The sequence below is a fragment of the Nonomuraea sp. NPDC049624 genome, assembly GCF_040675255.1.
Classification (GTDB): Bacteria; Actinomycetota; Actinomycetes; order Streptosporangiales; family Streptosporangiaceae; genus Nonomuraea.
Map to the genome: position 1 here is coordinate 607,252 of NZ_JBFAOR010000003.1, position 24,026 is coordinate 631,277.

At 73.6% G+C, this 24,026-nt stretch carries 19 protein-coding genes and 1 pseudogene; 9 read left to right on the forward strand and 11 right to left on the reverse strand.

Going from position 1 to position 24,026, the window contains the following annotated elements; translation table 11 throughout:
• Positions 1 to 107 precede the first annotated feature (107 nt).
• Positions 108 to 1,529 carry a hypothetical protein gene (locus AB0J76_RS14195; protein WP_352328385.1) on the forward strand — a complete coding sequence of 474 codons (1,422 nt, stop codon included), beginning with the start codon at positions 108 to 110 and terminating at the stop codon, positions 1,527 to 1,529.
• On the opposite strand, the gene AB0J76_RS14200 is transcribed toward AB0J76_RS14195, so the two are convergent.
• The 3 genes from AB0J76_RS14200 to AB0J76_RS14210 all read right to left on the reverse strand — a co-directional run bounded on the left by AB0J76_RS14200 (position 1,504) and on the right by AB0J76_RS14210 (position 3,263).
• On the reverse strand, positions 1,504 to 2,034 hold the full coding sequence (locus AB0J76_RS14200) for a GNAT family N-acetyltransferase (protein ID WP_352328384.1): 531 nt from the start codon (positions 2,032 to 2,034) through the stop codon (positions 1,504 to 1,506). The genes AB0J76_RS14195 and AB0J76_RS14200 overlap by 26 nt on opposite strands.
• A gap of 64 nt (positions 2,035 to 2,098) precedes the next feature.
• The gene (locus AB0J76_RS14205) at positions 2,099 to 2,698 is read right to left on the reverse strand and encodes a hypothetical protein (protein ID WP_352328383.1); all 600 of its coding nucleotides are present in this window, start codon (positions 2,696 to 2,698) and stop codon (positions 2,099 to 2,101) included.
• Between the two features lie 139 nt (positions 2,699 to 2,837).
• Positions 2,838 to 3,263: an ATP-binding protein gene (locus AB0J76_RS14210; protein WP_352328382.1), complete on the reverse strand. Its 426-nt coding sequence runs from the start codon at positions 3,261 to 3,263 to the stop codon at positions 2,838 to 2,840.
• Positions 3,264 to 3,474: 211 nt separating this feature from the next.
• Here AB0J76_RS14210 and AB0J76_RS14215 point away from each other — a divergent pair, with 211 nt between their 5' ends.
• The gene (locus tag AB0J76_RS14215) at positions 3,475 to 3,864 is read left to right on the forward strand and encodes a hypothetical protein (RefSeq protein WP_352328381.1); all 390 of its coding nucleotides are present in this window, start codon (positions 3,475 to 3,477) and stop codon (positions 3,862 to 3,864) included.
• Here the strand turns inward: AB0J76_RS14215 and AB0J76_RS14220 are convergent.
• The 3 genes from AB0J76_RS14220 to AB0J76_RS14230 form a co-directional block, all read right to left on the reverse strand.
• Positions 3,854 to 4,396 carry an isochorismatase family cysteine hydrolase gene (locus tag AB0J76_RS14220; protein WP_352328380.1) on the reverse strand — a complete coding sequence of 181 codons (543 nt, stop codon included), beginning with the start codon at positions 4,394 to 4,396 and terminating at the stop codon, positions 3,854 to 3,856. The two genes, AB0J76_RS14215 and AB0J76_RS14220, sit on opposite strands and share 11 nt — an antisense overlap.
• Before the next feature lie 64 nt (positions 4,397 to 4,460).
• On the reverse strand, positions 4,461 to 6,209 hold the full coding sequence (locus AB0J76_RS14225; protein WP_364389594.1) for a CBM35 domain-containing protein: 1,749 nt from the start codon (positions 6,207 to 6,209) through the stop codon (positions 4,461 to 4,463).
• Between the two features lie 25 nt (positions 6,210 to 6,234).
• Complete coding sequence (locus AB0J76_RS14230) at positions 6,235 to 8,643, reverse strand: PQQ-dependent sugar dehydrogenase (protein WP_352325842.1); 2,409 nt, start codon at positions 8,641 to 8,643, stop codon at positions 6,235 to 6,237.
• Between the two features lie 197 nt (positions 8,644 to 8,840).
• Between AB0J76_RS14230 and AB0J76_RS14235 the strand changes: the two are divergent.
• Positions 8,841 to 9,152: pseudogene (locus tag AB0J76_RS14235) on the forward strand (GNAT family N-acetyltransferase); the annotation flags it as partial.
• Between the two features lie 18 nt (positions 9,153 to 9,170).
• On the opposite strand, the gene AB0J76_RS14240 reads toward AB0J76_RS14235, so the two are convergent.
• Positions 9,171 to 9,620 (reverse strand): DUF6789 family protein, encoded by a 450-nt coding sequence (locus AB0J76_RS14240; protein WP_352325845.1) that lies wholly within the window; start codon positions 9,618 to 9,620, stop codon positions 9,171 to 9,173.
• Between the two features lie 123 nt (positions 9,621 to 9,743).
• Here AB0J76_RS14240 and AB0J76_RS14245 point away from each other — a divergent pair, with 123 nt between their 5' ends.
• Positions 9,744 to 11,354 carry a RecQ family ATP-dependent DNA helicase gene (locus AB0J76_RS14245; protein WP_352325844.1) on the forward strand — a complete coding sequence of 537 codons (1,611 nt, stop codon included), beginning with the start codon at positions 9,744 to 9,746 and terminating at the stop codon, positions 11,352 to 11,354.
• Positions 11,355 to 11,380: 26 nt separating this feature from the next.
• Here the strand turns inward: AB0J76_RS14245 and AB0J76_RS14250 are convergent, their stop codons facing one another.
• Together AB0J76_RS14250 and AB0J76_RS14255 are read right to left on the reverse strand one after the other, a co-directional pair.
• Entirely contained in the window at positions 11,381 to 11,857 is a 477-nt protein-coding gene (locus AB0J76_RS14250; protein ID WP_352325841.1) for a protein-tyrosine phosphatase family protein, read from the reverse strand.
• A 29-nt stretch (positions 11,858 to 11,886) separates the two neighbouring features.
• On the reverse strand, positions 11,887 to 12,951 hold the full coding sequence (locus AB0J76_RS14255; protein WP_352325839.1) for a serine hydrolase domain-containing protein: 1,065 nt from the start codon (positions 12,949 to 12,951) through the stop codon (positions 11,887 to 11,889).
• Positions 12,952 to 13,142: 191 nt separating this feature from the next.
• Here AB0J76_RS14255 and AB0J76_RS14260 point away from each other — a divergent pair, with 191 nt between their 5' ends.
• Both AB0J76_RS14260 and AB0J76_RS14265 read left to right on the forward strand, forming a co-directional pair.
• Complete coding sequence (locus tag AB0J76_RS14260) at positions 13,143 to 13,961, forward strand: serine protease (protein ID WP_352325838.1); 819 nt, start codon at positions 13,143 to 13,145, stop codon at positions 13,959 to 13,961.
• Positions 13,962 to 14,135: 174 nt separating this feature from the next.
• Entirely contained in the window at positions 14,136 to 15,119 is a 984-nt protein-coding gene (locus AB0J76_RS14265; protein WP_352325837.1) for a BtrH N-terminal domain-containing protein, read from the forward strand.
• 118 nt (positions 15,120 to 15,237) lie between these two features.
• On the opposite strand, the gene AB0J76_RS14270 is transcribed toward AB0J76_RS14265, so the two are convergent.
• Positions 15,238 to 16,515 (reverse strand): NAD(P)/FAD-dependent oxidoreductase, encoded by a 1,278-nt coding sequence (locus AB0J76_RS14270; RefSeq protein WP_352325836.1) that lies wholly within the window; start codon positions 16,513 to 16,515, stop codon positions 15,238 to 15,240.
• Positions 16,516 to 16,726: 211 nt separating this feature from the next.
• Between AB0J76_RS14270 and AB0J76_RS14275 the strand changes: the two genes are divergently transcribed.
• On the forward strand, positions 16,727 to 20,569 hold the full coding sequence (locus AB0J76_RS14275) for a protein kinase (RefSeq protein WP_352325834.1): 3,843 nt from the start codon (positions 16,727 to 16,729) through the stop codon (positions 20,567 to 20,569).
• Between the two features lie 12 nt (positions 20,570 to 20,581).
• Here AB0J76_RS14275 and AB0J76_RS14280 read toward each other — a convergent pair whose 3' ends face one another.
• The gene (locus tag AB0J76_RS14280) at positions 20,582 to 22,435 is read right to left on the reverse strand and encodes a serine hydrolase domain-containing protein (RefSeq protein ID WP_352325832.1); all 1,854 of its coding nucleotides are present in this window, start codon (positions 22,433 to 22,435) and stop codon (positions 20,582 to 20,584) included.
• A gap of 221 nt (positions 22,436 to 22,656) precedes the next feature.
• On the opposite strand from AB0J76_RS14280, the gene AB0J76_RS14285 reads away from it, so the two are divergent.
• Positions 22,657 to 23,136, forward strand: coding sequence for a hypothetical protein (locus AB0J76_RS14285; protein ID WP_352325831.1), 480 nt, complete (start codon positions 22,657 to 22,659; stop codon positions 23,134 to 23,136).
• 77 nt (positions 23,137 to 23,213) lie between these two features.
• Positions 23,214 to 23,921 carry an SDR family NAD(P)-dependent oxidoreductase gene (locus AB0J76_RS14290; RefSeq protein WP_352325830.1) on the forward strand — a complete coding sequence of 236 codons (708 nt, stop codon included), beginning with the start codon at positions 23,214 to 23,216 and terminating at the stop codon, positions 23,919 to 23,921.
• Positions 23,922 to 24,026 lie beyond the last annotated feature (105 nt).

A 24,026-nucleotide genomic window follows, 5' to 3' on the forward strand; every position in this document is an offset into this window, starting at 1 on the left:
AGGCCAGGTCACTCCGTGCCGCCCCGCCGGTTCGTCCGGCGGGGTTGGCCGGCGGGCCCTGATCGTATTGCCTGGGAGCAATCGCCCTCCGACGTGAGGATCAGCGCATGCCACGTTCGAGAGCCGTCCTGTCAGCCCTCGCCGCCGCGGTCTCGGTCCTGGCGGCCGGCGGATCGGCCGAGGCGGCGGCGGACGTGCCGTTACCCTCGGCGGTCTTCCGCGCCACGCACAACAGCTACTCGGGCAACCTCGCCGGCGCCAGGAACTCGATCGCCTACCAGCTCGACCACGGCGTGCGCTTCGTCGAGCTGGACGTGCACGACAACGGGTACGCCACCGCCCGCGACTACTCCGTCGGCCACGACGCCCCCGGCGACGAGGTGGACCACGCGGGCAACCCGGCCTCCAACCTCCTCGGCGACTGGCTCGCGGTGATCGCCGGCTGGTCGGCGGCGCATCCCACGGCCGCGCCGATCGTCGTCGCCCTCGACCTCAAGGACGACCTGACCGACAACCCGTCCTACGCCGCGGGCAACCCGGCCGCGCTGAACGACGAGCTCGTCGCCGCCTTCGGGCCGCGGCTGCTGCGGGCCGAGGACTACCCGGCCGGCCCGCCTGCCGTGGACGCGTTGCGCGGCCGCGTGCTCGCCGTGATCTCCGGCGACGGCACGACCCGCACGCTGTACAAGCGCGACCTCGGCGCCAACCCGGCCGTCGCGGCCAACACCCGCGGCCAGGTCGTGGAGGTGCACGACTCGGGCGCCGGAGCGCTGTGGTACTGGACCGGCGTGTACGGCGCCGACGGCCGGGTGACCTGGCTGCGCCACGGCAGGTACGACAGCGGCGTCACCCCCGCCGTCGCCCTCAACGACGACGGCGACCTGGTCGAGGTCCACCAGTCGCAGAACGCCACCACGCTCTGGTACCGCGTGGGACGCCTGGACGCCGCCGGCGAGATCACCTGGTCCGCCAGCCGCCAGTACGACAACGGCGTGCTGCCGACGATCCGCTTCACCGACGCGAACGGGACCCGGCTCCGGGAGATCCACCGCAGCCAGAGCAACAGCCAGAACTGGGAGTGGTCCGGCACGCTCGACGCCGGCGCGGCGAGCGTCACGTGGAGCGGCAACGCCAGGACCTCCGACGCCCGCCACGACAAGACCACCTCCTACGGCGGCGCGCCCCGCGTGCACGTGTGGACCGGCGCCGACGGCCCGACCCCGTCGCGGACCCTGCGGGTGGACACCGGCGCGTTCACCGGCGACCGCATCCGCCACCGGCAGGTCGCCTTCGCCGAGTTCCAGCAGGGCGACAGCGCGGAGCTGCGGCAGGACGCGCTGTTCTACGCCGCGCCCGCCGGGCAGTCGTCGTTCATCACCGAGGCGCGGCGGGCGGGCCGGCTCGTCCGCGGCTGGGACTTCGACTCGGCGGGCCAGGCGACCGATCCGCCGGCGAACTACCCGGCCACCAACCATCCGTACGACCCCTGGTACCAGGACCTGCTCACGCGGACGGGCGCGGTGGAGTGACCGGCGGACGGCGGCGGGTCAGCACGCGGGTGGTGCCGCCGTCGTCCTCGGTGATGTCGCGTACGTGCTCGAAGCCGAGCTTGCGCAGCACGGCCAGCGAGGCGAGGTTGTCCGCCGCGACGGTGGCGTGCACCTCGGTCAGGCCGAGGGCGTCGAAGCCGTGGCCGACGATCGCCTCGGCCAGCTCCCGGCCCAGGCCCGCCCCCCACACCGCGGGGACCAGCGCGTAGATGAGCTCGTGGCCCGACACGGTGTCGGTCGGCTTGATCTCGGCGTGCCCGACCAGCTCGCCGTCCCGGCGGACGGCCCAGACGGCGAACAGGTCCTGGGCGTAGACCTTGCTGAAGATGCGGCCGAACAGCGCGCGGTCCTCGGCCTCGGTGGCGGTGCCGTCCCCCATCCAGCGCGTGACCCGCGGATCCTGGAACATGGCGACGAACGCGTCCTCGTCGGCGGGGACGTACGGCTCCAGCAGCAGCCGCTCGGTGCGCAGAGTGGGGGTCATGAACGGCGAACCTACTCCACCGCCGCCGGCCCGACGACTCGTTTTCCGGCCGGGACGCCGCCGCTCACGCCTCCAGTTCGGCCGCCCGGCGCAGGTCTTTGGGCCGGCCCAGGGCGCGGCGCATCCGGATCAGGTCCTCCCGCGAGACGTAGTGGACCTCCAGGCCGCCGGGGCCGGTCGCGGTCACCGCGCGGTCCAGGCACTCGCCGACCCGAAGCCCGCCCCAGGGCAGCGCCGGGGTGCAGCAGTCGCCGCCGGCTCCGGGGGAGGTGAATCGCGTCTTCGGGCGCAGCAGGGAGTCCGGGTGCACGGGCAGCGGGCCGCCCGTCTCGTCGGCGAGCCGGGCGCCGACCGAGGCGAAGGCGGCGGCCAGGGCCGGGGCCTGGGCGGGGCGGCCGTCCCAGAGCAGGTCGAGGTCGCCGGTCAGCTCGGCCGAGCCGTGCATGATGCCGGCGACCTGCCCGATCACCACGGCCCGGACGCGATGCCGGTGCAGGGCTTCGAGCAGGGGGAACGGGTCGAAGCCGAGCGCGCCGTCGGTGGCGACGGTGCCGGCGTCGTCGTCGGCGTCCTCGTGGCCGACGCCGGTGGCCCCCCGTTCCAGGGCCAGTTCGCGGGTACGTCGTGCGGCGGCGCGGAGGCGGTCCAGCGGTTCGTCGATCATCCGGACATGCAACACCGGCCGCCGCCGTGGCGCACCCGATTTTCCGCGTGCCGACCTGGTCGCATGACCAGCCCCGCAGGCCGGCGGCCACCGCTTCCGCAGCACGGCGGTGCCGCTGGAGCCGGGCGAGGGCGCGGGTTCACGGCTGGCCGTCCTGGTCGGCGGGGACGCGGCGCATGAACAGCTCCAGCCGGGACCGGCCGTCCGGATGGTCGAGCGTCACCCGGTCGCACACGCGCTGTATCATCCACAACCCCATGCCGCGCTGCGGCGGCCAGGCCGGGACGCGGTTGAGGTGGGCGTTCGTCAGGGTGCCGCGCTCGTCGATCACGTGCACGGTCACGCCGTCCTCGTCGCTGCGGGCGCTCACCGTGCCGGGCGCCCGGGCGTGTTCCAGGACGTTGCCGGCCGCCTCGCTGACCGCCAGCACCAGCCGTTCCACCCGCTGCCTGTCGAGCCCCGACTCCAGGGCGAACTCGCCCACCAGGCGCCGCAGGTGACCCAGGTTCGTACCGATCGGCACGTGCAGCCCGAAGGACTCGCCCATGGTCACCGCCTGATTCATCCCGTTGGCCGGTACCGGCCCCCCCGCCGCAAATCCTAAGCACCCTGATACGACATTCGGCCGGATATTCCGTGAAACCGCTCCGAAAGGCGTGCCGCGCCTGCCCGGGATGAGGACGACCTCGGGCTACCGGCCGGTTCCGTGCGCGGGCGGCTCGCCGGAGGGGAACAGGATCGCGCTGAGCAGGTAGGGGGCGCGGCCGGGGGCCGGGGTGTTGCCCAGCCGGTTCCGTCCGCCGGCGCGGCTGTTCAGCGGGAACGTCCGGCGGCTGTTCCCCGCCGACACCTACCGGACCATGCTCGCCGAGGACTTCACCCCCGCCGGCATCGCCCGGACGCGCCAGGAGATCCGGGCCGTGGCCGCCGCCATCCCGGAGTTCCGGGCGCGACCGCCTCGGCCGCCGAGCTGCCCGACGATCGTGTTGTCGGTGACCCGCGCCGCGCGAGGGCGGGAGCGTCAGCACGCCGCCAACCGCGAGCACCAGCGCCGCTACGCCGACAGCCTGCCCGACGGACGCCACGAGGACGTCCTCTCGGGCCATCTGGTCCAGGCCGAGCAGCCGCAGCTCGTCGCCGACCGCACGGCCCGGCTCATCGGGTGAAGCATTCGCCGGACGGGGTGAGCCGGGCGGACATGTTGCGTTCCATCATGTTCAGCGCAGCCTGCCCGAGATCGTGGTGGATGGCCGCCACGCAGTCGGGCGGCACGGTCAGCTCGTAGTGCCGCACGTACGCGTCCAGCGCGCTGTACAACACGCACTGCTCCGTCACCTGCCCGGCCAGGACGACCCGCTCCACCCCGCTCTGCGACAGCAGGTACTCCAGCGCCGTGCCGAAGAAGGCGCTGTGCCGCACCTTGGGCAGGAACGCGCACCCCGACGGCGGCAGGACCGGCTGCACCAGGTCGGGCCGCCGGCCCTTCATCGCCCGCTCCTCGATCTCCCGCCGGTCGGCGGCGAAGTCGCCGTAGTTGTCGTTGACGTACACCAGCTCGACGTCGTCCCGCTCGCGGGCCCGCGCCACCAGGTCCGCGAGCGGCTCGACGATCGGCTCCACCTGCCGGGCGAGCCGCTCGGCGTCCTGGTGCTCGTACGGGTTCAGCATGTCGATGACGACCAGCGCAGATCTTGCCATAACCCCTGTTCTGTCCAGCTAGCTGCCGTTTTATCGCGGACGAATCGGGGCATGGCGGGGTGGGTCAGTTCTGGTCGATGAACCGCTGGGCGAGGGTCCGGCCCAGCGTCACGGCCTGGTCGTGGTTCTCGATGGCCGCCACCTTCGTCCCGGAGCCGGTGAACACGATGTACGTGACGCCGGAGTCGGTGCCGCCGTTGCTCGGGTCGGGATTGATGCCCAGGTCGGCGGCGGTGCGGTAGGAGGCCTCACCGATGATCCCCGACGGGCCCGTGTCGCCCGTGACCGCGTACTCGACCTGGCCGTTGTAGATGACCGCCACCACCGTCCCGCAGCCGATGCCCTTGGTCCGGTAGTCCCAGATCGAGCTGGGGCTCGGCACCACCACGTACGGGAGCTGCGCGGCGTTGAGCGGCGTGTCCGAGGTGGTGTGGCAGAACGTCTCGGCCTGGAAGCAGCAGTCGGTGTTCTCGTTGCACTGCGCGGTCCGCACGCCGTCGCAGTCGATGTCCAGGTCGCCCTTCCAGAACACGCCGCCGGTCTTGCCGCACACCGCGACGGTCCCGGAGGAGACGTCGGAGTCGGTCTTGTACTTGCCGTTGGAGATCTGGGCGCACGTGGTGACCTTGGCGAGCAGCTGGTCGGCGGTGGGCCCGCCGGCGCCGCCGGTCGTGGTGCCGGTGACCGCGGCGCTGTGCCCGGACTCGTTGCCCGCCGCGTCCACCGCCGTGATCGTGTACGTGTGCGTGGACCCGGCGGCCAGCCCCGCCACCGTGGCGCTCGCGGTGGGCGAGGTCGCCACCACGGTCGTGCCCTCGTAGACGCGGTAGCCGGTGACGCCCACGTTGTCGGTGGAGTCCGTCCAGGCCAGGGAGATGCCGGTGGCCGAGACGCCGGTCACCCGCGGGCTCGCCGGCACCGTGGGCGCCTGGCCGTCGGCGCCGCCGGCGCCGCTGACCGACAGCCTGTCCACGTTCGGGCCGCCCTCGGCGCCGGTCCCGGTCGCGCGGACGGTGTTGACGCCCGCGTTCAGCGTCACCGTGGCGCGGACGTCGGCCCAGGTGTCCCAGCTGCCGGTGCCGGGGAAGGCCAGGCCGGTCACCGCGGTGACGCCGTTGACGGCGACGTCCATCGGGCGGCCGGCGGCGGTGCCGTTGGCGTAGCGGAAGGTCAGCGTGTGGCTGCCGGCCTCGGCGACGTTGACCGACCACTCGATCGAGCCGCCGGGGGCGTTGACGTAGTCGACGAACCCGGCGCCGGTGTAGCCGGCGTGGTTGGTGGCCACGCTCGCCCCCGTCAGCGTCGCCGCCTCGGCCTGGTACTCGGTGGCCGGGGCGTCGGCGGTCGTGGCCTCCAGGAAGTCGAGGTTGGGGTTGCCGCCCGCGGACGCGGCGGTGACCCGGATCTTGTTGTCGCCCCGGTTCAGGGCGGCGGTGAGGGTGGAGGTCGCCCAGGTGTCCCAGTTCGCGGTCGCGCCGAACGAACGCCCGGCGGACACGACCGTGCCGTTGACCGAGACGTCGGCGACGCGGGCGGAGCCGGTGCCGTTGGCGTACCTGATGGCCAGCGTGGCGGTGCCGGCCGCCGGGGCGTTGACGGTCCATTCGGTGTACGGGCCGGCCGCGTTGACGCTGTTGACGAAGCCGGTGCCGGAGAACCCGGCGTGGTTTGCCTCGACGGCGCCCTGGACGTTGGTGGCGTTCTCGGCCTCGTAGCGCACGGTCGCCGCGCGCGCGGGCAGCGCCACGAGCGCGGAGACGGCCAGGCACGCGGCGGCGACCGGGACGAGGGTGCGTAAGCGGGTTGCGGGCACGGTCACTCCCTCGGGGGGTGGGGGGCTACTGGATGGCGGAGCGGCGGATCGTGTCGGCGCTGCCGTCGCCGTTGTTGTCGGAGTTGGTCGAGCCGAACCAGATGGCGGCGGCGCCCGGTACCTTCTCGACCAGGCGCAGCCTGCCGTACGTGCCGTTGAAGTAGGAGTTGACCGTCGAGACGTTCTCGCCGTTCAGGACGATGCGCCACAGCCGCTGCCCGCGCAGCGCCGCCATGAAGACCGTGTTGCCGACGATCGCGATGCCGCTCGGCGAGGCCTCGGCGACGCCCCAGGTGTACTTGGGGTTGGTCATGCCAGAGGTGGTGCAGGTGCCCTCGCAGGTGGGCCAGCCGTAGTTCTTGCCGGGCTGGATCAGGTTGAGCTCGTCGCGCGCGGAGTTGCCCAGCTCCGACGACCACAGCCGGCCGGCGGAGTCCCAGGCCAGGCCCTGCGGGTTGCGGTGGCCGTAGCTGTAGACGCGGGTGCCGAACGGGTTGCCGGGCGCGGCGGCGCCGGTCCTGGTCAGGCGCAGGATCTTGCCGTTGAGCGAGTTCAGGTTGGGCGCGTTGGCCGACTGCTGGGCGTCGCCGGTGGTGGCGTACAGGTAGCCGTCGGGGCCGAAGCGGATGCGGCCGCCGTTGTGGTAGCGGTTCTTGTCGATGCCCTGGAGGATCGTGGTGTAGCCGCTGAGCGTGCTGCCGTTGAAGTTCATCCTCGCGATGCGGTTGCCCTCGGCGGCGGTGTGCATGAAGAACACCTCCTGGTCGGTCGTGCCGTTCCAGGTGGGGGAGAGGTCCAGGCCCATCAGGCCGCCCTCGCCGTCGGTGGTCTGCACGTTCGGCACGGTCCCGACCTGCGTCTTCGTGCCCGACGGTGTCACCTTGAACACCTTGAACGTGTCCCGCTCGGTGACCAGCGCGAACGAGCCGTCCGGCGTCCAGGACGCGTCCCAGGGCACGTCCCAGCCGCCCGCGACGGAGGTCGGCGTCTGCGGCACGGTCCCGCAAGCGCCCGTGGTGAACGAGGCCGACGCCGGGCTCGGCGCGGAGAGCTGGCCGGCGGTGTCGCGGGCGACGACGTCGAGCTGGTAGGTGCGCGCGCACTCCAGCGGCACGCTCGTGCTGGTGGCGGGCGGCGCGCCGGTGACGGTGGCCAGCACGGCGCCGGAGGCGTGGTCGCGGACCAGGTAGGCGCGCACGCCGCCGTCGTCGGTGGAGGCGGCCCAGGTGACGGTCGCCGACGTGGGCTGCACGCCGCTGACCGCGGGCCGGCCGGGCGGCGAGGGCGGGTCGTCCGGCGGCGCGGGCAGGGTGTGGCAGGCGGCCTCGGGGCTGCTCAGCGAGACGTTGCCGGAGGCGTCCCGGGCGAACACCGACAGCTGGTAGCCGAAGTCCGGGGTCAGCCCGGTCAACGTCGCCGGCGGCGCGGGGGCGGTGGCGATGAGCTGGCCCTGCTGGTAGATGTCGTAGGCCACGACGCCGATGTCGTCCGTGGCGGGCGGCCAGTCCAGCTTCAGGCTGTTGTGGGTGATCTCGCCGCACACCGGCTGGCCGGGCGCGGTCGGCTTCTGGGTGTCGGCCGGTCCGCTGACGCGCAGCCGGTCGAGGTTGGGGCCGCCGTCCGCGGTGGTCGCGGTGGCGCGTACGGTGTTGGCGCCCGCGTTCAGGGTGGCGTTGAGCGTGACCTCGTTCCAGGTGGTCCACGCGCCGGTGCCGGGGAAGGACCGGGTGCTCGCGGCGCCGTTCACCGAGACGCTCAGCGGCCGGTCGATCGTCGTGCCGTTGGCGTAGCGGAAGGTCAGGCTCTGCGGGCCGGTGGCCGCCGCGCTGACCTGGAACTCGATGTACGAGCCGGTCACGTTGTCGTAGTTGACGAAGCCGGAGCCGGTGTAGCCGGCGTGGTTGGACTCCACGACGCCCCGCGCGATCGTGGCGGTCTCGGCCTGGTAGTCGGTGAAGCCGCTGACCTGGACGTCGGCGTCGAGGTAGTCCCAGTTGGGGTTGCCGCCGGCGGTGGCGGCGGTGGCCCTGATCGTGTTGGGGCCCGCCTTGACCTGGGCGGTCAGCGTGACCGTGGCCCAGGTGTCCCAGTTCGCGGTGGGGGCGAAGGCGCGGGAGGCGGCCACGACCGAGCCGTTGACGGCCAGGTCGGCGGGCCGGTCGCCGGTGGTGCCGTTGGCGTAACGCAGGGCCAGCGTGGCGGTCCCGGCGCCGGGCGCGTTGACGGTCCACTCCGTGTAGGAGCCGGCGACGTTGTCGCCGTTCACGAAGCCGCTGCCGGAGTAGCCGGTGTGGTTGGACTCGACGGCTCCCTGCGAGAGCGTCGCGTTCTCGGCCTCGTACCGGGTGGGGGCGGCGTCGGCGGGTCCGGCGGGCACGGCCAGCGCGCCCGCGACCAGCGCGAGGACGCATAACCGGGGCTTCCACGAGTTCATCGGGTGGCTCCTGGGGGGTGAGCGGCTTTTCATCGTGTTCCCACAGCGAGTCACGCCCGTCAACAAGTTGTAGATCTTGGAACGCTCCAACTTTAGGAAACTTTACTAACTCGGCCCGGAGGAGACATCGGAGGTGCGGACGGCCCTCACCCCGGCGTCTGGACAGCCGCGCGGTGGCGCCGGGACGATACGTGATCATGAACCTGAACGACCCCGGACAGGCGCGCCTGCGGCCGGCCGAGCCCGACGACCACGGCCGCATCGTCGCCGTGCTGGACGGCTGGTGGGGACGGCCGATCAGCGCCGGGCTGCCGCGCCTGTTCCTCGACCACTTCCACCGCACCAGCCTGGTGGCCGAGGACGGCGACGGCCTGGCCGGGTTCCTCGTCGGGATCCTGTCGCCCTCGACGCCCGGCCTCGCCTACGTGCACTTCGTCGGCGTCGCGCCACGCCTGCGCGGCGGCGGCCTGGCCCGCCGCCTCTACCGGCGCTTCTTCGCGCTCGCCGCGGCCGACGGGCGCGACCGCTCATCGGAGGTCTGTCCGGGCGTTGAGCCGGTTCAGGGTCGCCGCGAGGGCCGATCCGTAGACGACGTGCCCGAGGGCCATCACCGCGGGGCGGCCGGGCCGGTCGCGGGAGACCGGCGGCAGGATGTCCAGGCTCGGGATCCAGCCCTCGTAACTGGCGATCCAGATCGTCAGCGCGTACCCGACGCCCAGCGCGGACGGGGTGCGGCGCCCGCGGGTGAGCAGGCCGTACAGGGCTCCGGCGGTGACGCCGAACCCCAGGTGGGCCAGCGCCCCCACGACGCCCTCGCCCGGTTTGGGCCGGTGCCGGTGGCCGGGCAGCACCGCCCGCGCGATGCGTTTCGGCGGCTGGTCCTCCATCAGGCCCGCCCGGCTGCCGGCGAGCATCACCACGCTCATCGCCGCGGTCGCCACGGCGCCGCCCGCGGCGCCCTTCATGAGGTTGCGCATGTGAAGCCCGGTGCCCGGGACGGAACGCCGGAAACAGGCCATGACCCAGATCACGGCCGGCGGCTGACATGCCGGCCGGCCGGCGGGGCAGGAGGAACGGTCTTCCCGACCAGAGAGGACCGGATGGGCGACACGGCGGCGGAATGCGAGCGGGTGGCCAGGCAGGCGCTCGGCCTGACCGACCTGCGGCCCGGCCAGCTCCGGGCCATGACGGCCCTGGCCGAGGGCAGGGACACGCTGGTGGTGATGCCCACCGGGAGCGGCAAGTCGGCGATCTACCAGGTGCCGGCGTTGCTGCTGCGCGGCCCGACCCTGGTGGTCTCGCCGCTCATCGCCCTGCAGCGCGACCAGGTCGAAGCCCTGCGCGACCGCGACGAGGAGGCCGTCAGCCTGGACGCCGGAACGCGGGCCGCCGAGCGGGCGGAGACGTTCCAGGCGCTGCGGGCGGGGGAGACGGAGTTCCTGTTCTGCGCGCCCGAGCAGCTCGCCCGTCCCGACGTCCTGCGCGAGCTGGCCGCCGCGGGCCCCTCGCTCATGGTGGTGGACGAGGCCCACTGCGTCTCGGCCTGGGGGCACGACTTCCGCCCCGACTACCTGCGGCTCGGCGCGGTGGCCGACGCGCTCGGCCGTCCGGTCGTCGCGGCCCTGACGGCGACCGCCGCCCCGCCGGTACGGGCGGAGATCGCCGAGCGGCTGGGCATGCGCAAGCCGGTGGAGATTGTCCAGGGGTTCGACCGGCCGAACATCTCGCTGGAGGTGCGCCGGGCGCTCGACGACCCCGCCGACGACATCGTCACGACCGTCGCGGCGGCGAAGAAGCCCGGCATCGTCTACACGAACTCGCGCCGGCAGACCGGCCGGCTGAGCGGGCTGCTGGCCGAGGCCGGCGTACGGGCCGCCGCCTACCACGCCGGGCTGCGCCGGGCCGAACGGGACGCCGTGCACGACCGGTTCATGACCGGTGACCTGGACGTCGTGGTCGCGACCAACGCCTTCGGCATGGGCATCGACAAACCGGACGTGCGTTTCGTCCTGCACGCCGAGATCCCCGGTTCGCCGGACGCGTACTACCAGGAGATCGGCCGGGCGGGCCGGGACGGCGACCCGGCCGAAGCCGTGCTCTTCTACCGGCCCGAGGACCTGGGGCTGCAGCGCTTCTTCACCGGCGGGACGCCCGACGAGGAGCGGCTGGCGCGGGTCGCCGAAGCGGTCGCCGAGTCCGGCCCCGGCAGCGACCGCAAGGGCCTGGCCGAACGCGCCGGACTGTCGGCGCGACGCCTGACCGCGCTGCTGGACCTCCTGGAGAGAGCCGGCGCGGTACGGCTCGGCACCCGCAAGGTCGATCCCGTGCCCGGCCTCGATCCCCGCGCGGCGGCGAGCCGCGCCAGGGAGCTGGCCGAGCGCCGCCGGGACGTCGACCGCAGCCGGCTGGAGATGATGCGCCGCTACGCCGAGACCACCGACTGCCGCCGGCGTTTCCTGCTCGGCTACTTCGGCGAGGAGCTCGCCGACAACTGCGGCAACTGCGACACCTGCCGCGCCGGGACCGCCGAGCAGGCCCCCCGGGAGGGCGGCCCCTTCCCGCTGCACGCCCGGGTGGAACACCGCGCGTGGGGGCCCGGCCAGGTCATCCAGCGCGGCGAGGACCGCCTGACGGTCCTGTTCGAGGACGCCGGATACCGCGAGCTCCAGCTCGACGTGGTCCTCGAAGAGGGCCTGCTCACCGAGATCTGAGCCGGCGAAGGGCCGCGCGGACCGGCCTAACGCCGGGCCGGGCCAGGGAAGCGCAGGATCCAGCGGCGTTGCCACGGGGTCTCGACCGCCCGGGGGTGGTGGTGCTCGCGCGTCCAGGCGACGGCGTCGGCCGGGTCGAGGCCCGCCAGGACGGCGAGGCAGGCGACGACCGTGCCGGTGCGGCCCACGCCGCCCCCGCACGCCACCTCGACCGCCTCGCCCGCCCGCGCCCGCCGGTGCAGGTCGCGGATCCGCTCCACGGCCGCGTCACGGTCGCGGGGCAGCAGGAAGTCGGGCCACTCGATCCACGCGTGCGGCCAGCGCAGGGCGTCCTCGTGACGGCGGGTCAGCCGCGCCGAGCCGAGGTAGAGGCCGAAGCCGGGCGCCGGGCCGTCCGGCAGCGGGTGGCGCAGGCCCCGGCCGCGGATCCAGGAGCCGTCCGGGAGCCGGAAGGCGCCCGCGAGCGGCGGCTCGCCCGTCCCGCCGTCCGTCGGAGTGGTCACGGAACCTCCTCGTGCTGTCAGGGGCCGGCTCAGCCCGAGGTCCCGCAGAATACCTTGACGGCCATGCCCATGATCTCCGCCGTGGACGGGTTCCTGGTCGAGGGGTTGAGCGACAGGGTCAGCGACTTGCCCGAGTCCGAGCGGAACGCGAACGTCAGGTAGCCGATCAGCTCCCCGCTGTGCCCCCACACCGTGCCGCACGGCAGCGCGTACGCCTGCAGCCCGAGCCCGTAGCGGAACCCGGCGCCGGTCTCGACGGTCGTGCGCATGGCCTTCAGGGAGGCGGCGCTGGTGAGCCTGCCGCCCAGCAGGGCCGACATGAACCGCTCCAGGTCCGCGGCGGTCGAGATCATCTCTCCCGCGGCCCAGTCCAGCGAGGGGTTCATCCGGGTGGCGTCCACGAGGCCGGGCATCGGCTCGTACCCCTTGGCGTGGGGGGACGGCAGGCCCGCCCGGTCGCCGGGGACCAGCGTGTGGCGCAGGCCCAGCGGGCGCAGGATCCGGCGGGCGACCTCCTCGCCGTACGTGTGCCCGGTCAGCTTCTCCACCAGCAGGCCGAGCACCACGTAGTTGGTGTTGGAGTAGTGCCATCTGCCGTCGTCGGGGAGCTTCTTGGCGAAGGCCACCTTGAGCAGCTCGCCCGGCCGGTAGGAGCGGAAGCGGGCCTCGCCGCGCCAGCGGTTGGTGGAGTAGCCGGGCTCGCTCATGTAGTCGTACAGGTGGCTGGTGTGGTCGAGGAGGCCGCGGACCGTGATCCGGTCGCCGCCGGGGACCAGGCCGGGCAGGTGGCCGGCGATCGGGTCGTCCAGGTTCAGCTTTCCCTCGTCCACGAGCTGGAGCACCACGGTGGCGACGAAGGTCTTGGTCACGCTGCCGATCCGGAAGTAGCCGCCCGGCGAGGGGCGTCCGCCGCGCTCGACGTCGCGGACGCCCGCCGAGCCCGTCCAGGTGCCGCGCTCGTCGGTGACCCGGGCGAGGGCCGCCGTCGCGCCCTGTCCCGCCACGATCGCGGCCAGCTCCTGCCCTACTCCGGCGCCCTGGCCGCCCGCCGCCATCGTGGCCGCCACCAGCACGTTCATCATCGTCTGCATCATGCGGTCAACGTTAGGAAGATCGGCCGTACGGCGGAATGCGGTGCTCCGCCCAGTCCTGCTGCGGAAAACCGCAGCGCGTGGGGAGTGGGGTTGTCCCTACCGCGGGTTGGCGTGCTGGCGTACTGATGGAGGCGAATTCTTCGCAGATAGCGTGATTTCATCGTAATCACGCACTGAAATGGATAAATCCGGTGTTTAGTCGTCAATCGCTTGGCCGTCTCCTGGGCCGTTCCGCCGTCGTCGCCGTGGCGGGGGCCGCCTGTCTCGCCGTCACCGCCGGCGGCGCCGGAGCGATCGTCAACGGCGGGAAGGCCACGGAGGCGTACCCGTTCATGGCCTCGATCCCGATCTCGGCCCCGGCCATGGGACTCACGGACGGCGTGTGCGGAGCGGCCCTGATCGCGCCGCAGTGGGTGGTGACCGCCGCCCACTGCCTGGACATGGAGATCGGGTCGATCCCGCAGGGCACGGTCCGCGTCGGCAGCGACCAGCGCACGTCGGGCGGGGAGGTGCGCAAGATCGCCCAGGCCGTGCCGCACCCCCGCTATTCCCAGAACACCCCCAACAGGAACGACATCGCCCTGGTCCGCCTGGACCGTCCCGTCACCCAGGCGCCCGTCCCGATCGCCGCGCGGCCGGGACGGCCCGGCACCCCGACCCGGATCATCGGCTTCGGCGTCACCGAGTCCAAGCCCGACCCGGCCGACTGGAAGATGTCCCCGCGGCTCAACCAGCTCGACACGCGCCGGGGCGCCCCGTCCGAGTGCGGGCCCGGATACGCGAGCGGCACCCGCCTGTGCACGGTCAGCAGGGTGCCCAAGGCGATGGCGTGCAACGGCGACTCCGGCTCGCCGCAGCTGCAGCGGGGCAGGAACGGCCGGTGGGAGCTCATCGGGGTCACCTCGGGGCCCGGCGCCAAGAGCCCGTCCTGCGCGGAAGGCCCCGGTCTGTACACCAGCGTGCCGGCGTACGCGGACTGGCTGGACCGGACGATCCGCGCCTACAGCTGACCGGCGGGGCCGCACCGGCGGTTGAGGGCCGCCCGGCCGGGCCGCCGCCGCCGTCGCGCGGCGGGAGCGGGACGATGGACTCTCCCCCCGTGGGAGGCGGCAGGCTGCCTGACGGAGCCGTACCGGCCGGCGGCCCCGCGTCCGATGATCGAACCGGCCAGAGGAGAGCGGCGCATGACCATCGTGGAAGGCATCGAGGCTCGCGGCATGGAGCACTGCGAGACGACGGCGCTGGGGGTGCTGCTGCGCCACCAGGGGCTCGACCTGTCCGAGCCCATGCTGTTCGGGCTCGGCTCGGGCCTGTCCTTCGTCTACTGGGACGCCAAGGGCATGGACGTCCCGTTCCTGGGCGGCCGGGTCAAGCCGTTCGAGCTCACCAGGAACCTGGCCGAAAGGCTCGGGCTGACCCTGGACGTGGCCGAGACCGGCTCGGCCCGCAGGGCCTGGGAGAACGTGGCCGCCCGCATCGACGGCGGCCTGCCGGTCGGCCTCCAGCTCGACAGCTACCACCTGGACTACTTCGGCTCGAAGGTGCACTTCGGCGGCCACGTCGTCGCGATGTACGGCTACGACGAGCGGCAGGCGTACCTGGTGGACACCGCGCAACAGGGCGGCGCGGTGCGGACGAGCCGGGACAGCCTGGCGGCGGCGCGGGCCGAACGCGGCCCGATGACCGCCAGGAACCGTTCCTTCACCCTCACGCTGCCGGCCGGTCCGCCCGCCTGGCGGGAGCGGGCCGTCCCGGCGATCAGGGCGTGCGCCGAGGCGTTCCTCGCCGCGCCCATCGCCAACCTGGGCCACCGCGGCATCGACAAGGCCGCCCGCCTGGTGCCCACGTGGCTGGACCGCGTGGCGGAGCCCGCGCGTGACCTGTCGCTGGCCGCCCTCCTCATGGAGAAGGGCGGCACCGGCGGCGGCCTGTTCCGGGCCCTCTACCGGGACTTCCTCGGCGAGTGCGCCGCATTCGTCGACGACGACCGCCTGCGGGCCGGCCACCGCCTGTACGCCGAGGCCGCCGCCCTGTGGACGGAGGTGGCCGCCCTGATCGCCAAGGCCGGCGAGGGGCGCGAGGCGGCGTACCTGGAGCAGGCCGGAACCGTCCTGCACGACCTCGCCCGCATCGAACGGGAGGCCATGCAGGCGCTGCGCGAACTGTGACCGCGGGCCCCGCAACGGCCTGCGCCAGCCATGAGCGGGCCCCCGGAGCGCTCTGCGCGCGCTGTGAGCGCTGTGAGCGCTGTGAGCGCGTGCCGGGCGTGCCGGGCGGGCCGGGCCGCTAGACGGTCGCCCGGTCGATGGCGGTCAGGTCGGCCGCGCGCAGCGACGGGAGGTCGCCGAGCACGGCGTCGGCCGCGCGCCGGCCGGACACCAGCGCCCCCTGCAGGGAGCCGGTGTCGCGGTGGTCGCCGCACACGTACAGGCCGGCGCGCAGCCGCACCGGCCTGCGCAGCGGGTACGGCGGCCGCATCGCCGGCAGCGCCGCCGGCACCTGGTACGTCGCCACGTGCTCCCAGCCGGAGGTGTCGCCGTAGATCTCGGTCAGGCGGCGGCGCACCGGGCGTTCGTCGTCGGCCAGGCCCAGGACCGACGTGGACACCAGGGCCCGCCCGTCGGCGGAGTACCCCGGGGCCGCGTCGGTGAGCACCAGGGTGTCCGTGACGGCCCCGGTGGCGTCCACGATCTGGATCGGCTCGCGCATCGGGGATCGGGGCGCGGCGTGGTAGAAGGTGGTCACCGCGCGCATCTCCGGCGTCTCGATCTCGCTCAGCAGGCGGCCCGCGGCCCGCGGGTCGGCGGCCACCACCACGGCCCGGCCCCCGACCGTGGCGCCGTCGGCGAGCCGCACGCCGCCGGGGCTCACCTCGGTGACTTGGGCGCCGAGCGTGACGGTGCCCGGCGGCAGCCGGTCGGCGAGCCGGCGCGGGATCTCGCCCATGCCGAGGGCGGGCACCCCGATGGTGCCGCGCGCGAACGACCGCCAGAACAGGTGGAAGATCCGGCTGGAGGTCTCCAGGTCGCGTTCCAGGAGCACCCCGGCCAGGAAGGGACGCATCAGGCAGTCGATCATCCTCTCCGACATGCCCCAGGCGCGCAGCTCGTCGTCGGTGCGCCGGTCGGGCCCGCCGCGCAGCCGGGACGCCGGCAGCACCAGGTCGCGTGCCGTGAGGGCGGCGAGCACGGCGTCGTCGCGCGGCGTGCCGAGGCCGGTCAGCAGCCCGCTCAGCGCGTGCCGGGGATGCCGCCACGGCAGCATCACCCTGGCCCTGGCCCGCCTCCCCTGGACGATCATGCCCGAGGCGAACGGGCGCAGGTCGAGCGCGTCCAGGTCGAGCATCCGGCGGGCCTCGGGGTAGGCGGTGTTGAACACCTGGTAGCCGCGGTCCAGCCGGAACCCGTCCACGACGTCGGTGCGCACCCGGCCGCCCACCCCGTCGGACGCCTCCAGCACCCGTACCGGCACGCCGGCCTCGTGCAGCCGCACCGCGCAGGCCAGCCCCGCCATCCCGGCCCCCACGACGATGACGGCCCCCGCCGTTCTCCGCTCGTTGTCCATGCCAGGGGCCCTACCCGCGTCCCCGCAGCTCAGACGCGCCGACCGTGCGACGACCGTGCGACGGCCCGGCGGCGACCATGATCCGGCGGCGGCATACCGCGGCATCCGGCGGCGGACGGCGCGACCGGCGCGTACGGTACTCGCGGGGGAACCGGGGCTCCGGCGTCCTCGTTTGTCCCAGGGGATCTGCTCCGCCGAACGAGGGGTGAGAATGCTGAGGGTTCCTCTCAAGGGCTCCTTCCGCTACATCCACGAGCCGCTGCGCCACGACGAGCAGTCGATGCCGCTGCTGGGGAACGCCGAGCTCGTCGACGAGCTGAACCAGCGGCTGCGCTGGTCGCGCGGAGGCACGTTCCTCATCACCGGGTTCCGCGGCGTGGGCAAGAGCACGGTCGTCATGCGCGCGGTGGCGGAGATCGCCGCCGGACGTCCCCGAGACGAGCTCGTCGTGCCCGTCTCGCTGAACGTCGCCCGTCCCATGACGCCCGACCAGCTGCTCTTCGCCGTGGTCAGGCGGACCTACGAGACGCTGCAGGACCGGCGGGTGCTGCAACGCCTCGACGCGGGGGCGCGGCGCGCGTTGCTGCTCGCGCACGTGCGCACCTCGTTCGGGCTCAAGCAGACGCAGTCGGACTCCTCCGAGCGCACGGCGACGTTCAACGTCGGCATGGGCCCGGCCGCCAAGAAGCTGACCGGGCCGGCCGGCTGGCTGAGCCCCAGCGGCAGCCTGTCCGGCAAACGCACCCACGCCCTCGGGCTGGAGGCCTCCTACCTCACCTACTCCGAGACCGACGTCGAGCACGATCTGGCGCGCATCATCAACCTGCTGGCCCGGCAGCCGGCGCGGCGGCGCGGATGGCGCCGGTGGTCCCGCGGGCCGCGGCGGGTCCATCTGATCATCGTCCTGGACGAGGTGGACAAGCTCACCGCGAGCCCCTCCGGCCTCGACGAGATCGAACGGCTGCTGGGCAGCCTGAAGAACACGCTCACCACGCAGGGCGCGCACTTCCTCGTGGTGGCCGGCCCCGACCTGCACGACCACGTCGTCAGGGACACCGGCCGCGGCAACAGCGTCTACGAGAGCGTCTTCGCCTGGCGCTGTTACGTCCCCTGCTCCTGGGAGGCGCCCGGCCGCCTCCTGGAGGCGATGCTCGACGAGCGGCCGGCCGAGTTCGAGCAACTGGCCCGCTACCTCCGCTTCAAGGCGCGCGGCATCCCCCGCCGGCTGCTCCAGGAGTTCGGCGAGCTGGTCAGGTGGGAGGGCGAGCGGCCGTTCCTGGTCATCGGCGACCAGGACGAGCAGCGCGTCGCGTTCTACGCCCGGCTGGAGGAGCTGCTGGAGCTCTTCTTCCGGGAGAGCGGCCAGGACCGGCTCTTCCGGGTGCCGATCGACGAGGACCGGTGGCGGCTCACCGGCTACTACATCGTGGACTGGATCCTGCGCAGGCAGGGCGACACGTTCACCGCACTCGACATCGTCGGCTCGGCCGAGCAGCCCGAGCTCGACCCGCTGCTGCACGTCGGCCGGGCCGGCGTCGACCGGCTGCTGCTGCACCTGGAGGTGCACGGCGTGCTGACCGTGGTCCGCGACCCCGGCAGGCCGGACGCGACGAACTACGGCGGCGACGCCGACGCGCGGCTGGTGTCGTACAAGCTCGCCGACGGGCTGAAGCACACCCTGCTCGGCATCGCCCTCGGCAACGAGGGCGAACGGGCCGCGCTCGACCTGTTCCTGCGCGTCCCGGCCCGCGACGTCACGGTGGTCCCCACGCAGCAGGCGAGCCCGGAGCCGGCCGGGGTCGAGTCGGTGCTGCGCACGGTCGGCGCCCGGTACGAGCTGGTCGAGTTCATCGGCGAGGGCGGCCAGAGCACCGTCTACCGGGGCCGGGACATCGTGCTGGCCCGGGACGTGGCGGTGAAGGTGCCGCGGCGCTTCCCGTCCGGCAACCCCGACGGGGAGGCGCGGCTGCGCAGGGAGGCCGCCATCGCCATCCAGCTCGACCACCCCAGGATCGTCCGCACCTACGACGTCGCCCTCGACGACGAAGGCCGGCCGATCCTGGTGATGGAGCTGGTCGAAGGGCGCACGCTCAGTGAGATCGTGCGCCAGCAGGGCCCGCTGAGCCCCGCCGACGCGGTCCGCCTGGGCGTCCAGATCGCCGAGGCGCTCACCTACCTGGACGGCCGCCGGGTCACTCGCATCGACCTCAAGCCGTCGAACATCATGATGAAACCGTCGAAGGACGCCGTCATCGTCGACTTCGGCATCGCCAAGAGCAGGGGGGCGGCCGAGATCACCAGCCCCGGCGACGCCATCGTCGGGACGCCCGCGTACATGTCGCCCGAGGCCGTGCGGAACGAGGTGGTGGACGTCAGGTCCGACCTCTACTCGCTCGGCGTGCTCCTGTACTTCTCGCTGACCGGGCAGTCGCCGTACCCGGGCGAGAGCAGCATCCCCGCGGTCATCGCGGCGATCCTGGGCGGACGGGTCGACCTGTCGGCGCTGACCGGCCTGCCGCACCTGCGGGAGATCATCGCCAGGGCGACGGCGAGCCGGCCGGAGGACCGCTTCCAGCACCCCGCCGACCTGCTGGCCGCCCTGGCCGGCACCCCCGAGGGCCGGGCGCTCCATCTGCCGGACACGCCCTGCCCCGTCCGGCGGCCGGAGGAGTGGACCGTCCCGCTGCCGGACGTCGCCCAGGACGACGTGCAGGTGTACGGCGTCGACTGCAAGAAGGGGCACTTCAACGATCCCCGCGTGGCCGCCTGCGCGGTGTGCGGCCGCGCGCTCAAGCCCACGCTGGTGCCGCACAAGGGCCGCCGGCCGCCGCTCGGGACGCTCGTCCTCGACGACGGGACGAGGCTCCGGCTCGACGCCACCTACCTGCTCGGCCGCTCCCCGGAGACGGCCCCCGAGGTGGTCGCGGGCCGGGCCCGCCCGGTCAAGCTGGCCGACCCCGAGAGCACGGTCTCCCGCCACCACCTGCGGGTCAAGCCCGACGGCTGGGACGTCAACGTGATCGACCTGGGCTCGGCCCACGGCACCCGGCTGCGGATCCCCGGCGAGGCCGCCGCCCACGACCTTCCGCCGGACGAGCCGGTGACGATCCGGCCCGGCACCACCGTCACCCTCGGCCGGTCGCGCTGGATGCGCCTGGAGGACGAGCAGCCGGGCGCGCCCGCCGACAGCCCGCGCGGTGGACGCCTCGGCCTCCACGACGGCCCGCGCGGTGAACGTCTCGGCCTCCACGACGGTCCGCGCGGTGAACGCCTCGGCCCCTACCGGCTGCTTCGCAGGCTGGGCGAGGGCGGCACCGGCGTGGTGCACCTGGCCGTCGAGCCGGGCGGCGGGCAGGTGGCGATCAAGGTGCTGCGTCCCGAAGTGGCCGGCGACGCCCTCGCCCGGCGGCGCCTGGCCCGGGAGGTCGAGGCGATGCGGCTGGTCCGCGACGACCACGTGGCGGAGGTCGTCGACGCGGACGTGACCGGCGACCCGCCCTACATCGTGACCCGGTACGTGCCCGGCGTGCCCCTGAACGAGCTGGTCGGCCGCCACGGGCCGCTGGAGGTCGCCGCCCTGATCCGCGTGGGGAGGGGCATGGCGAAGGCGCTGGCCGCCATGCACGCGGCGGGGGTCGTCCACCGCGACCTGAAGCCGAGCAACGTGCTGCTGGCGGACGGCGACCCCGTCGTGATCGACCTGGGCATCGCCCAGGCCGTCGACTCCACCAGGCTCACCATGACGGGCATGTTCGTCGGCACCCCCGGCTACCTCTCTCCCGAGATCATCTCGGGGCAGAAAGTGGGGCCGCCGGCCGACGTGCACGCCTGGGGGGCCACGCTGCTCTTCGCGGCCATCGGCCGGCAGCCCTTCGGCGAGGGCTCGCTGGAGAAGGTGTTCTTCAACATCGTGGAGGGCAACGCCGACGTGGAGTCGGCCCCCGTGTTGCTGCGCCCGCTGCTGAGCGACGCCCTCGCCAAGGACCCCGCCCTGCGGCCGACCGCCGCCCAGCTGGTCGGCCGCCTGGCCGAGCTGGAGAAGGGCCCGGCCTGACCCCGCCGGGCCCTACGCCCAGCCGTAGACCGACCTGACGGCCGCGGCGACCTCGTTGACCAGCGCCGTGTCGTTGCCGTTGGCCAGCACGGCGTAGCCCGCGCCGAGCTCCGGATAGCCCTTGAACACCGACCTGAAGCCGTAGTTGGAGCCGTCGTGGGTGTAGGAGAAGTTCCGGGTGCCGGAGCCGGCGACGAACAGGCCGCGGCCCATCCCGGGCTGCGGGCCCTCGGTGAGCAGCGAGCGCACCGACGCGCGGGTGAGCGGCCCGGCGATGTCGCCGGTGGCGGTCCAGGCCCGGTTGAGGTACGACACCAGGCGGCACAGGTCGAGCACGTTCGTGTAGAGGCCGGCGGCGGCGGACTCGGGATACCGGTTGTGGCCGCCCGGGATCACCGTCCCGGTCGAGGTGTGGCCGGAGGCCAGCTCGAAGGCGGGGGAGAGCGCGTACGAGCTGCCCGCCATGCCCAGCGGGGCGAACACCTCCTGGCCCATGTAGTCGGCCAGCGACCTGCCGGTCAGCTCCTCCACCATGCGCTGCAGCAGCACGTACCCGGCGCCGGAGTAGTGGTACTCGGCGCCCGGCTCGGTGGACAGCTCGATCCTGGGGGAGTTGCCCTCGCCGTTCATGATCTGGAGCAGGGACGGGACCGTGGCCGCGGCGCCGTACCCGGCGAAGCCGCCGCCGCCGGCGTCGAAGCCGGAGCAGGCCCCGGCGGGCGAGGTGGAGCCGCGCCCGACGACCCCGGCCCGGTGCGTCAGCAGCTGCTCGACGGTCGGCGCCGCCGTCGGCGACACGCACGGACGGGCCGGCAGCGTCCAGCCGAGATGCGGGCGCACGTCGGCGGTGAGCGCGATCTTGCGCGTCTGGAGCAGCCGCAGCACGCCCACCGCGGCCACGGCCTTGCTGATGGAGGCGGCCTGGAACGCGCTCTCCGGATGCGCGGCGGGGGCACCGCCGGCGGCGAGCCGCCCGTAGCCGGTGGACCAGGCGATCTTGTTGCCGACGACCACCGCGACCGCCACGCCCGGCGTCTTGTACGCGCTCATCCGCTGCCAGATGGTCGAGCCGCCGACCGCGTTCTCGAACTGGCGCACCCGGTCGGCGGGCAGCGCGGGCGCCTTGCCCCGGGAACACAGCGCCCAGCCGCCGCCCGGCCGGAAGGCCACGTTGTGCAGCTGCCAGCCGCCGCCGGCCAGGCTCTTCATCTTCGCGAAGCAGGCGTCGTCGATGCCGCGGGCGTGGAACTCGTCCTGCGCGACCAGGGCCCAGCCGCCGGCCTTGGGGAAGGCGACGCGGGTCAGCCGGCGGCCGCCCTGGGTCAGGTTGCGCATCATCTGGTAGCACTCGTCGTCCACGCCGTTGGCCTGGAAGGCGGCGGACGAGACGACCGCCCAGCGGTCGCCCCCGGCGGGCGGGAAGGCCACGTCCACGACCTGCTGCCCGGCGGTGTAGTACGCCTTGATTCGGCTGAGGCACGCCGCGGGCAGGCCGCGGGACGACACGCCCTTGTCGGTGGTGATCACCCAGCGGTCGCCGCCCTCCGGTGGGAAGGCGACGGCGTTGACCTTCCGGCCGGCCTTGACCAGCGCCCCCAGCTCCGTGAAGCAGGCGTCGGGGATGCCCCGGGCGAAGTACCGCCCGTCCTGCGTGACCATGACCCAGCCGCCGGACGGCGTGAAGGCGAGCGCCGTGACGCCGTAGGGAGCCAGCTCGGCCAGCTTGGCGTGCGCCTCGGCGGTCAGCCCGGCGTCCGCGGACGGATAGGCCGCCGCGAAGGCGGGCCCGGCGGGCACCGTGGCGGGCACTGCGGCGGCCGCCAGTCCGGCGACTCCGGTCAGGGTGAGAAAACGTCTCCTGTCCACAGGGCTCCTCGGTGCAAGGCGGGGCGAAACACGGTGATCTTGGCAGAGATGTCCGGCCAGGGCCAACCGCGCCCGGCTCCGGCGCGGGCCGGGGAGGGGCTCCTGCTCAGGGACGGGCTGACCAGGACCCTGCACGAGCACGGCTGCAACGCCGACGTCCGCTACCCTGGCGCCGGGAATCGCCACCTTGACGCCCTCTTTCCGTATTCGGCCGTACGAGCGTGAAGGATGACGGGGTTGACGACGAGAAAGCTGCTCGCGACGCTGGTCACCCTGCTCGTGGTGTGCGTCGGTACGGGCTGTTCCACCTGCCCGTCACACAGGGGCCGCCGGTCACCCTGCCGAAGCCGGACGCGGCCGCCGATGTGGTGGTGCGCGCCTATCTGGCGGCCGTCGCCGCCCGTGACGACGAAGCGGTTCGTCTTCTGTCGGCGCCGGCTCATTACCGGCGCGTCCACAGCTGGCCCGACGACCCGCTGGACACCTGGGCCGACGTGCAGGTCTCCGAGGTCGGCGAGCCGACACCCGACGAGTACGGCCCCGGCGGCTATCGGCAGGTACGAAGCGTCGCCGTCGTCATCGAGGTGCGCCGGTGCGATGAGGACCCGCCGAACGACGACAGGCACTGGCCGTACATGTTCCTCACGGGCCGGCAGTCGGACGACGCCCCCTGGAAGGTCATCGGGTTCGGCGCGGGTTGAGGGCCGCTGGTGCGCCGATGCCGGGAACGCCAGGACGAATTGACTTCGAGCGCGCTCGAATTCCTAGCGTCCCGCCCATGACGACAACACTGATCACAGGGGCCAACAAGGGCCTCGGGTTCGAGACCGCCCGGCGGCTCGTCGGCGCGGGGCACACCGTCTACGTCGCGAGCCGGGACGCCGGACGTGGACGGCTGGCCGCCGAGCGGCTGGGCGCGCGGGCGGTGGCGCTGGACGTCACCGACGACGCGTCCGTGGCGGCGGCGGCGCGGGCCGTCGAGGCGGACGGAGGGCTGGACGTCCTGGTCAACAACGCCGGCATCCAGGTGGAGATGGAGGACGGCCGGGTGGCCGGGGCGGCGGAGCTGACCGCCGAGATGATGCGGCGCACGTTCGAGACGAACGTGATCGGCATGGTTCGCGTGCTCCACGCGTTCCTGCCGCTGCTGCGGCGATCCGGCGCGCCGGTCGTCGTCAACGTGAGCAGCGGCCTCGCCTCGCTGTCCCGGATGACCGACCCCGGCATGGTCGGCCATGCGTACCCGGGCGTCGCCTACCCGGCCTCGAAGGCGGCCGTCAACATGGTCACCGTCCAGTACGCGAAGGCGTTCCCGCAGATGCGGATCAACGCGGTCGAACCCGGCTTCACCCGTACCGACCTGAACGGCAACACCGGCCTGCAGACCGTCGAGCAGGGCGCCGAGATCATCGTACGCATGGCCCAGGTGGGACCGGACGGCCCCACCGGCGGCTACTTCGACGCCGAGGGGCCCCTCGCCTGGTGACCGACCCGCGCGCCTCCCGCCGGGGGCGCGGGGGCCCCCCGGGCCGGACGTGATGACCCCCTCGCGGGGGGCGCCGGAGACCCGGGTCGTGTGCACGCGCGCCGA

Bases quoted from the DNA above. Each gene is read 5' to 3' on its own strand.
- AB0J76_RS14195 (WP_352328385.1), top strand. From the start codon at position 108: ATGCCACGTTCGAGAGCCGTCCTGTCAGCCCTCGCCGCCGCGGTCTCG.
- AB0J76_RS14200 (WP_352328384.1), bottom strand. From the start codon at position 2,034: ATGACCCCCACTCTGCGCACCGAGCGGCTGCTGCTGGAGCCGTACGTC.
- AB0J76_RS14205 (WP_352328383.1), bottom strand. From the start codon at position 2,698: ATGATCGACGAACCGCTGGACCGCCTCCGCGCCGCCGCACGACGTACC.
- AB0J76_RS14210 (WP_352328382.1), bottom strand. From the start codon at position 3,263: ATGAATCAGGCGGTGACCATGGGCGAGTCCTTCGGGCTGCACGTGCCG.
- AB0J76_RS14220 (WP_352328380.1), bottom strand. From the start codon at position 4,396: ATGGCAAGATCTGCGCTGGTCGTCATCGACATGCTGAACCCGTACGAG.
- AB0J76_RS14230 (WP_352325842.1), bottom strand. From the start codon at position 8,643: ATGAACTCGTGGAAGCCCCGGTTATGCGTCCTCGCGCTGGTCGCGGGC.
- AB0J76_RS14240 (WP_352325845.1), bottom strand. From the start codon at position 9,620: ATGCGCAACCTCATGAAGGGCGCCGCGGGCGGCGCCGTGGCGACCGCG.
- AB0J76_RS14245 (WP_352325844.1), top strand. From the start codon at position 9,744: ATGGGCGACACGGCGGCGGAATGCGAGCGGGTGGCCAGGCAGGCGCTC.
- AB0J76_RS14255 (WP_352325839.1), bottom strand. From the start codon at position 12,951: ATGATGCAGACGATGATGAACGTGCTGGTGGCGGCCACGATGGCGGCG.
- AB0J76_RS14265 (WP_352325837.1), top strand. From the start codon at position 14,136: ATGACCATCGTGGAAGGCATCGAGGCTCGCGGCATGGAGCACTGCGAG.
- AB0J76_RS14270 (WP_352325836.1), bottom strand. From the start codon at position 16,515: ATGGACAACGAGCGGAGAACGGCGGGGGCCGTCATCGTCGTGGGGGCC.
- AB0J76_RS14275 (WP_352325834.1), top strand. From the start codon at position 16,727: ATGCTGAGGGTTCCTCTCAAGGGCTCCTTCCGCTACATCCACGAGCCG.
- AB0J76_RS14290 (WP_352325830.1), top strand. From the start codon at position 23,214: ATGACGACAACACTGATCACAGGGGCCAACAAGGGCCTCGGGTTCGAG.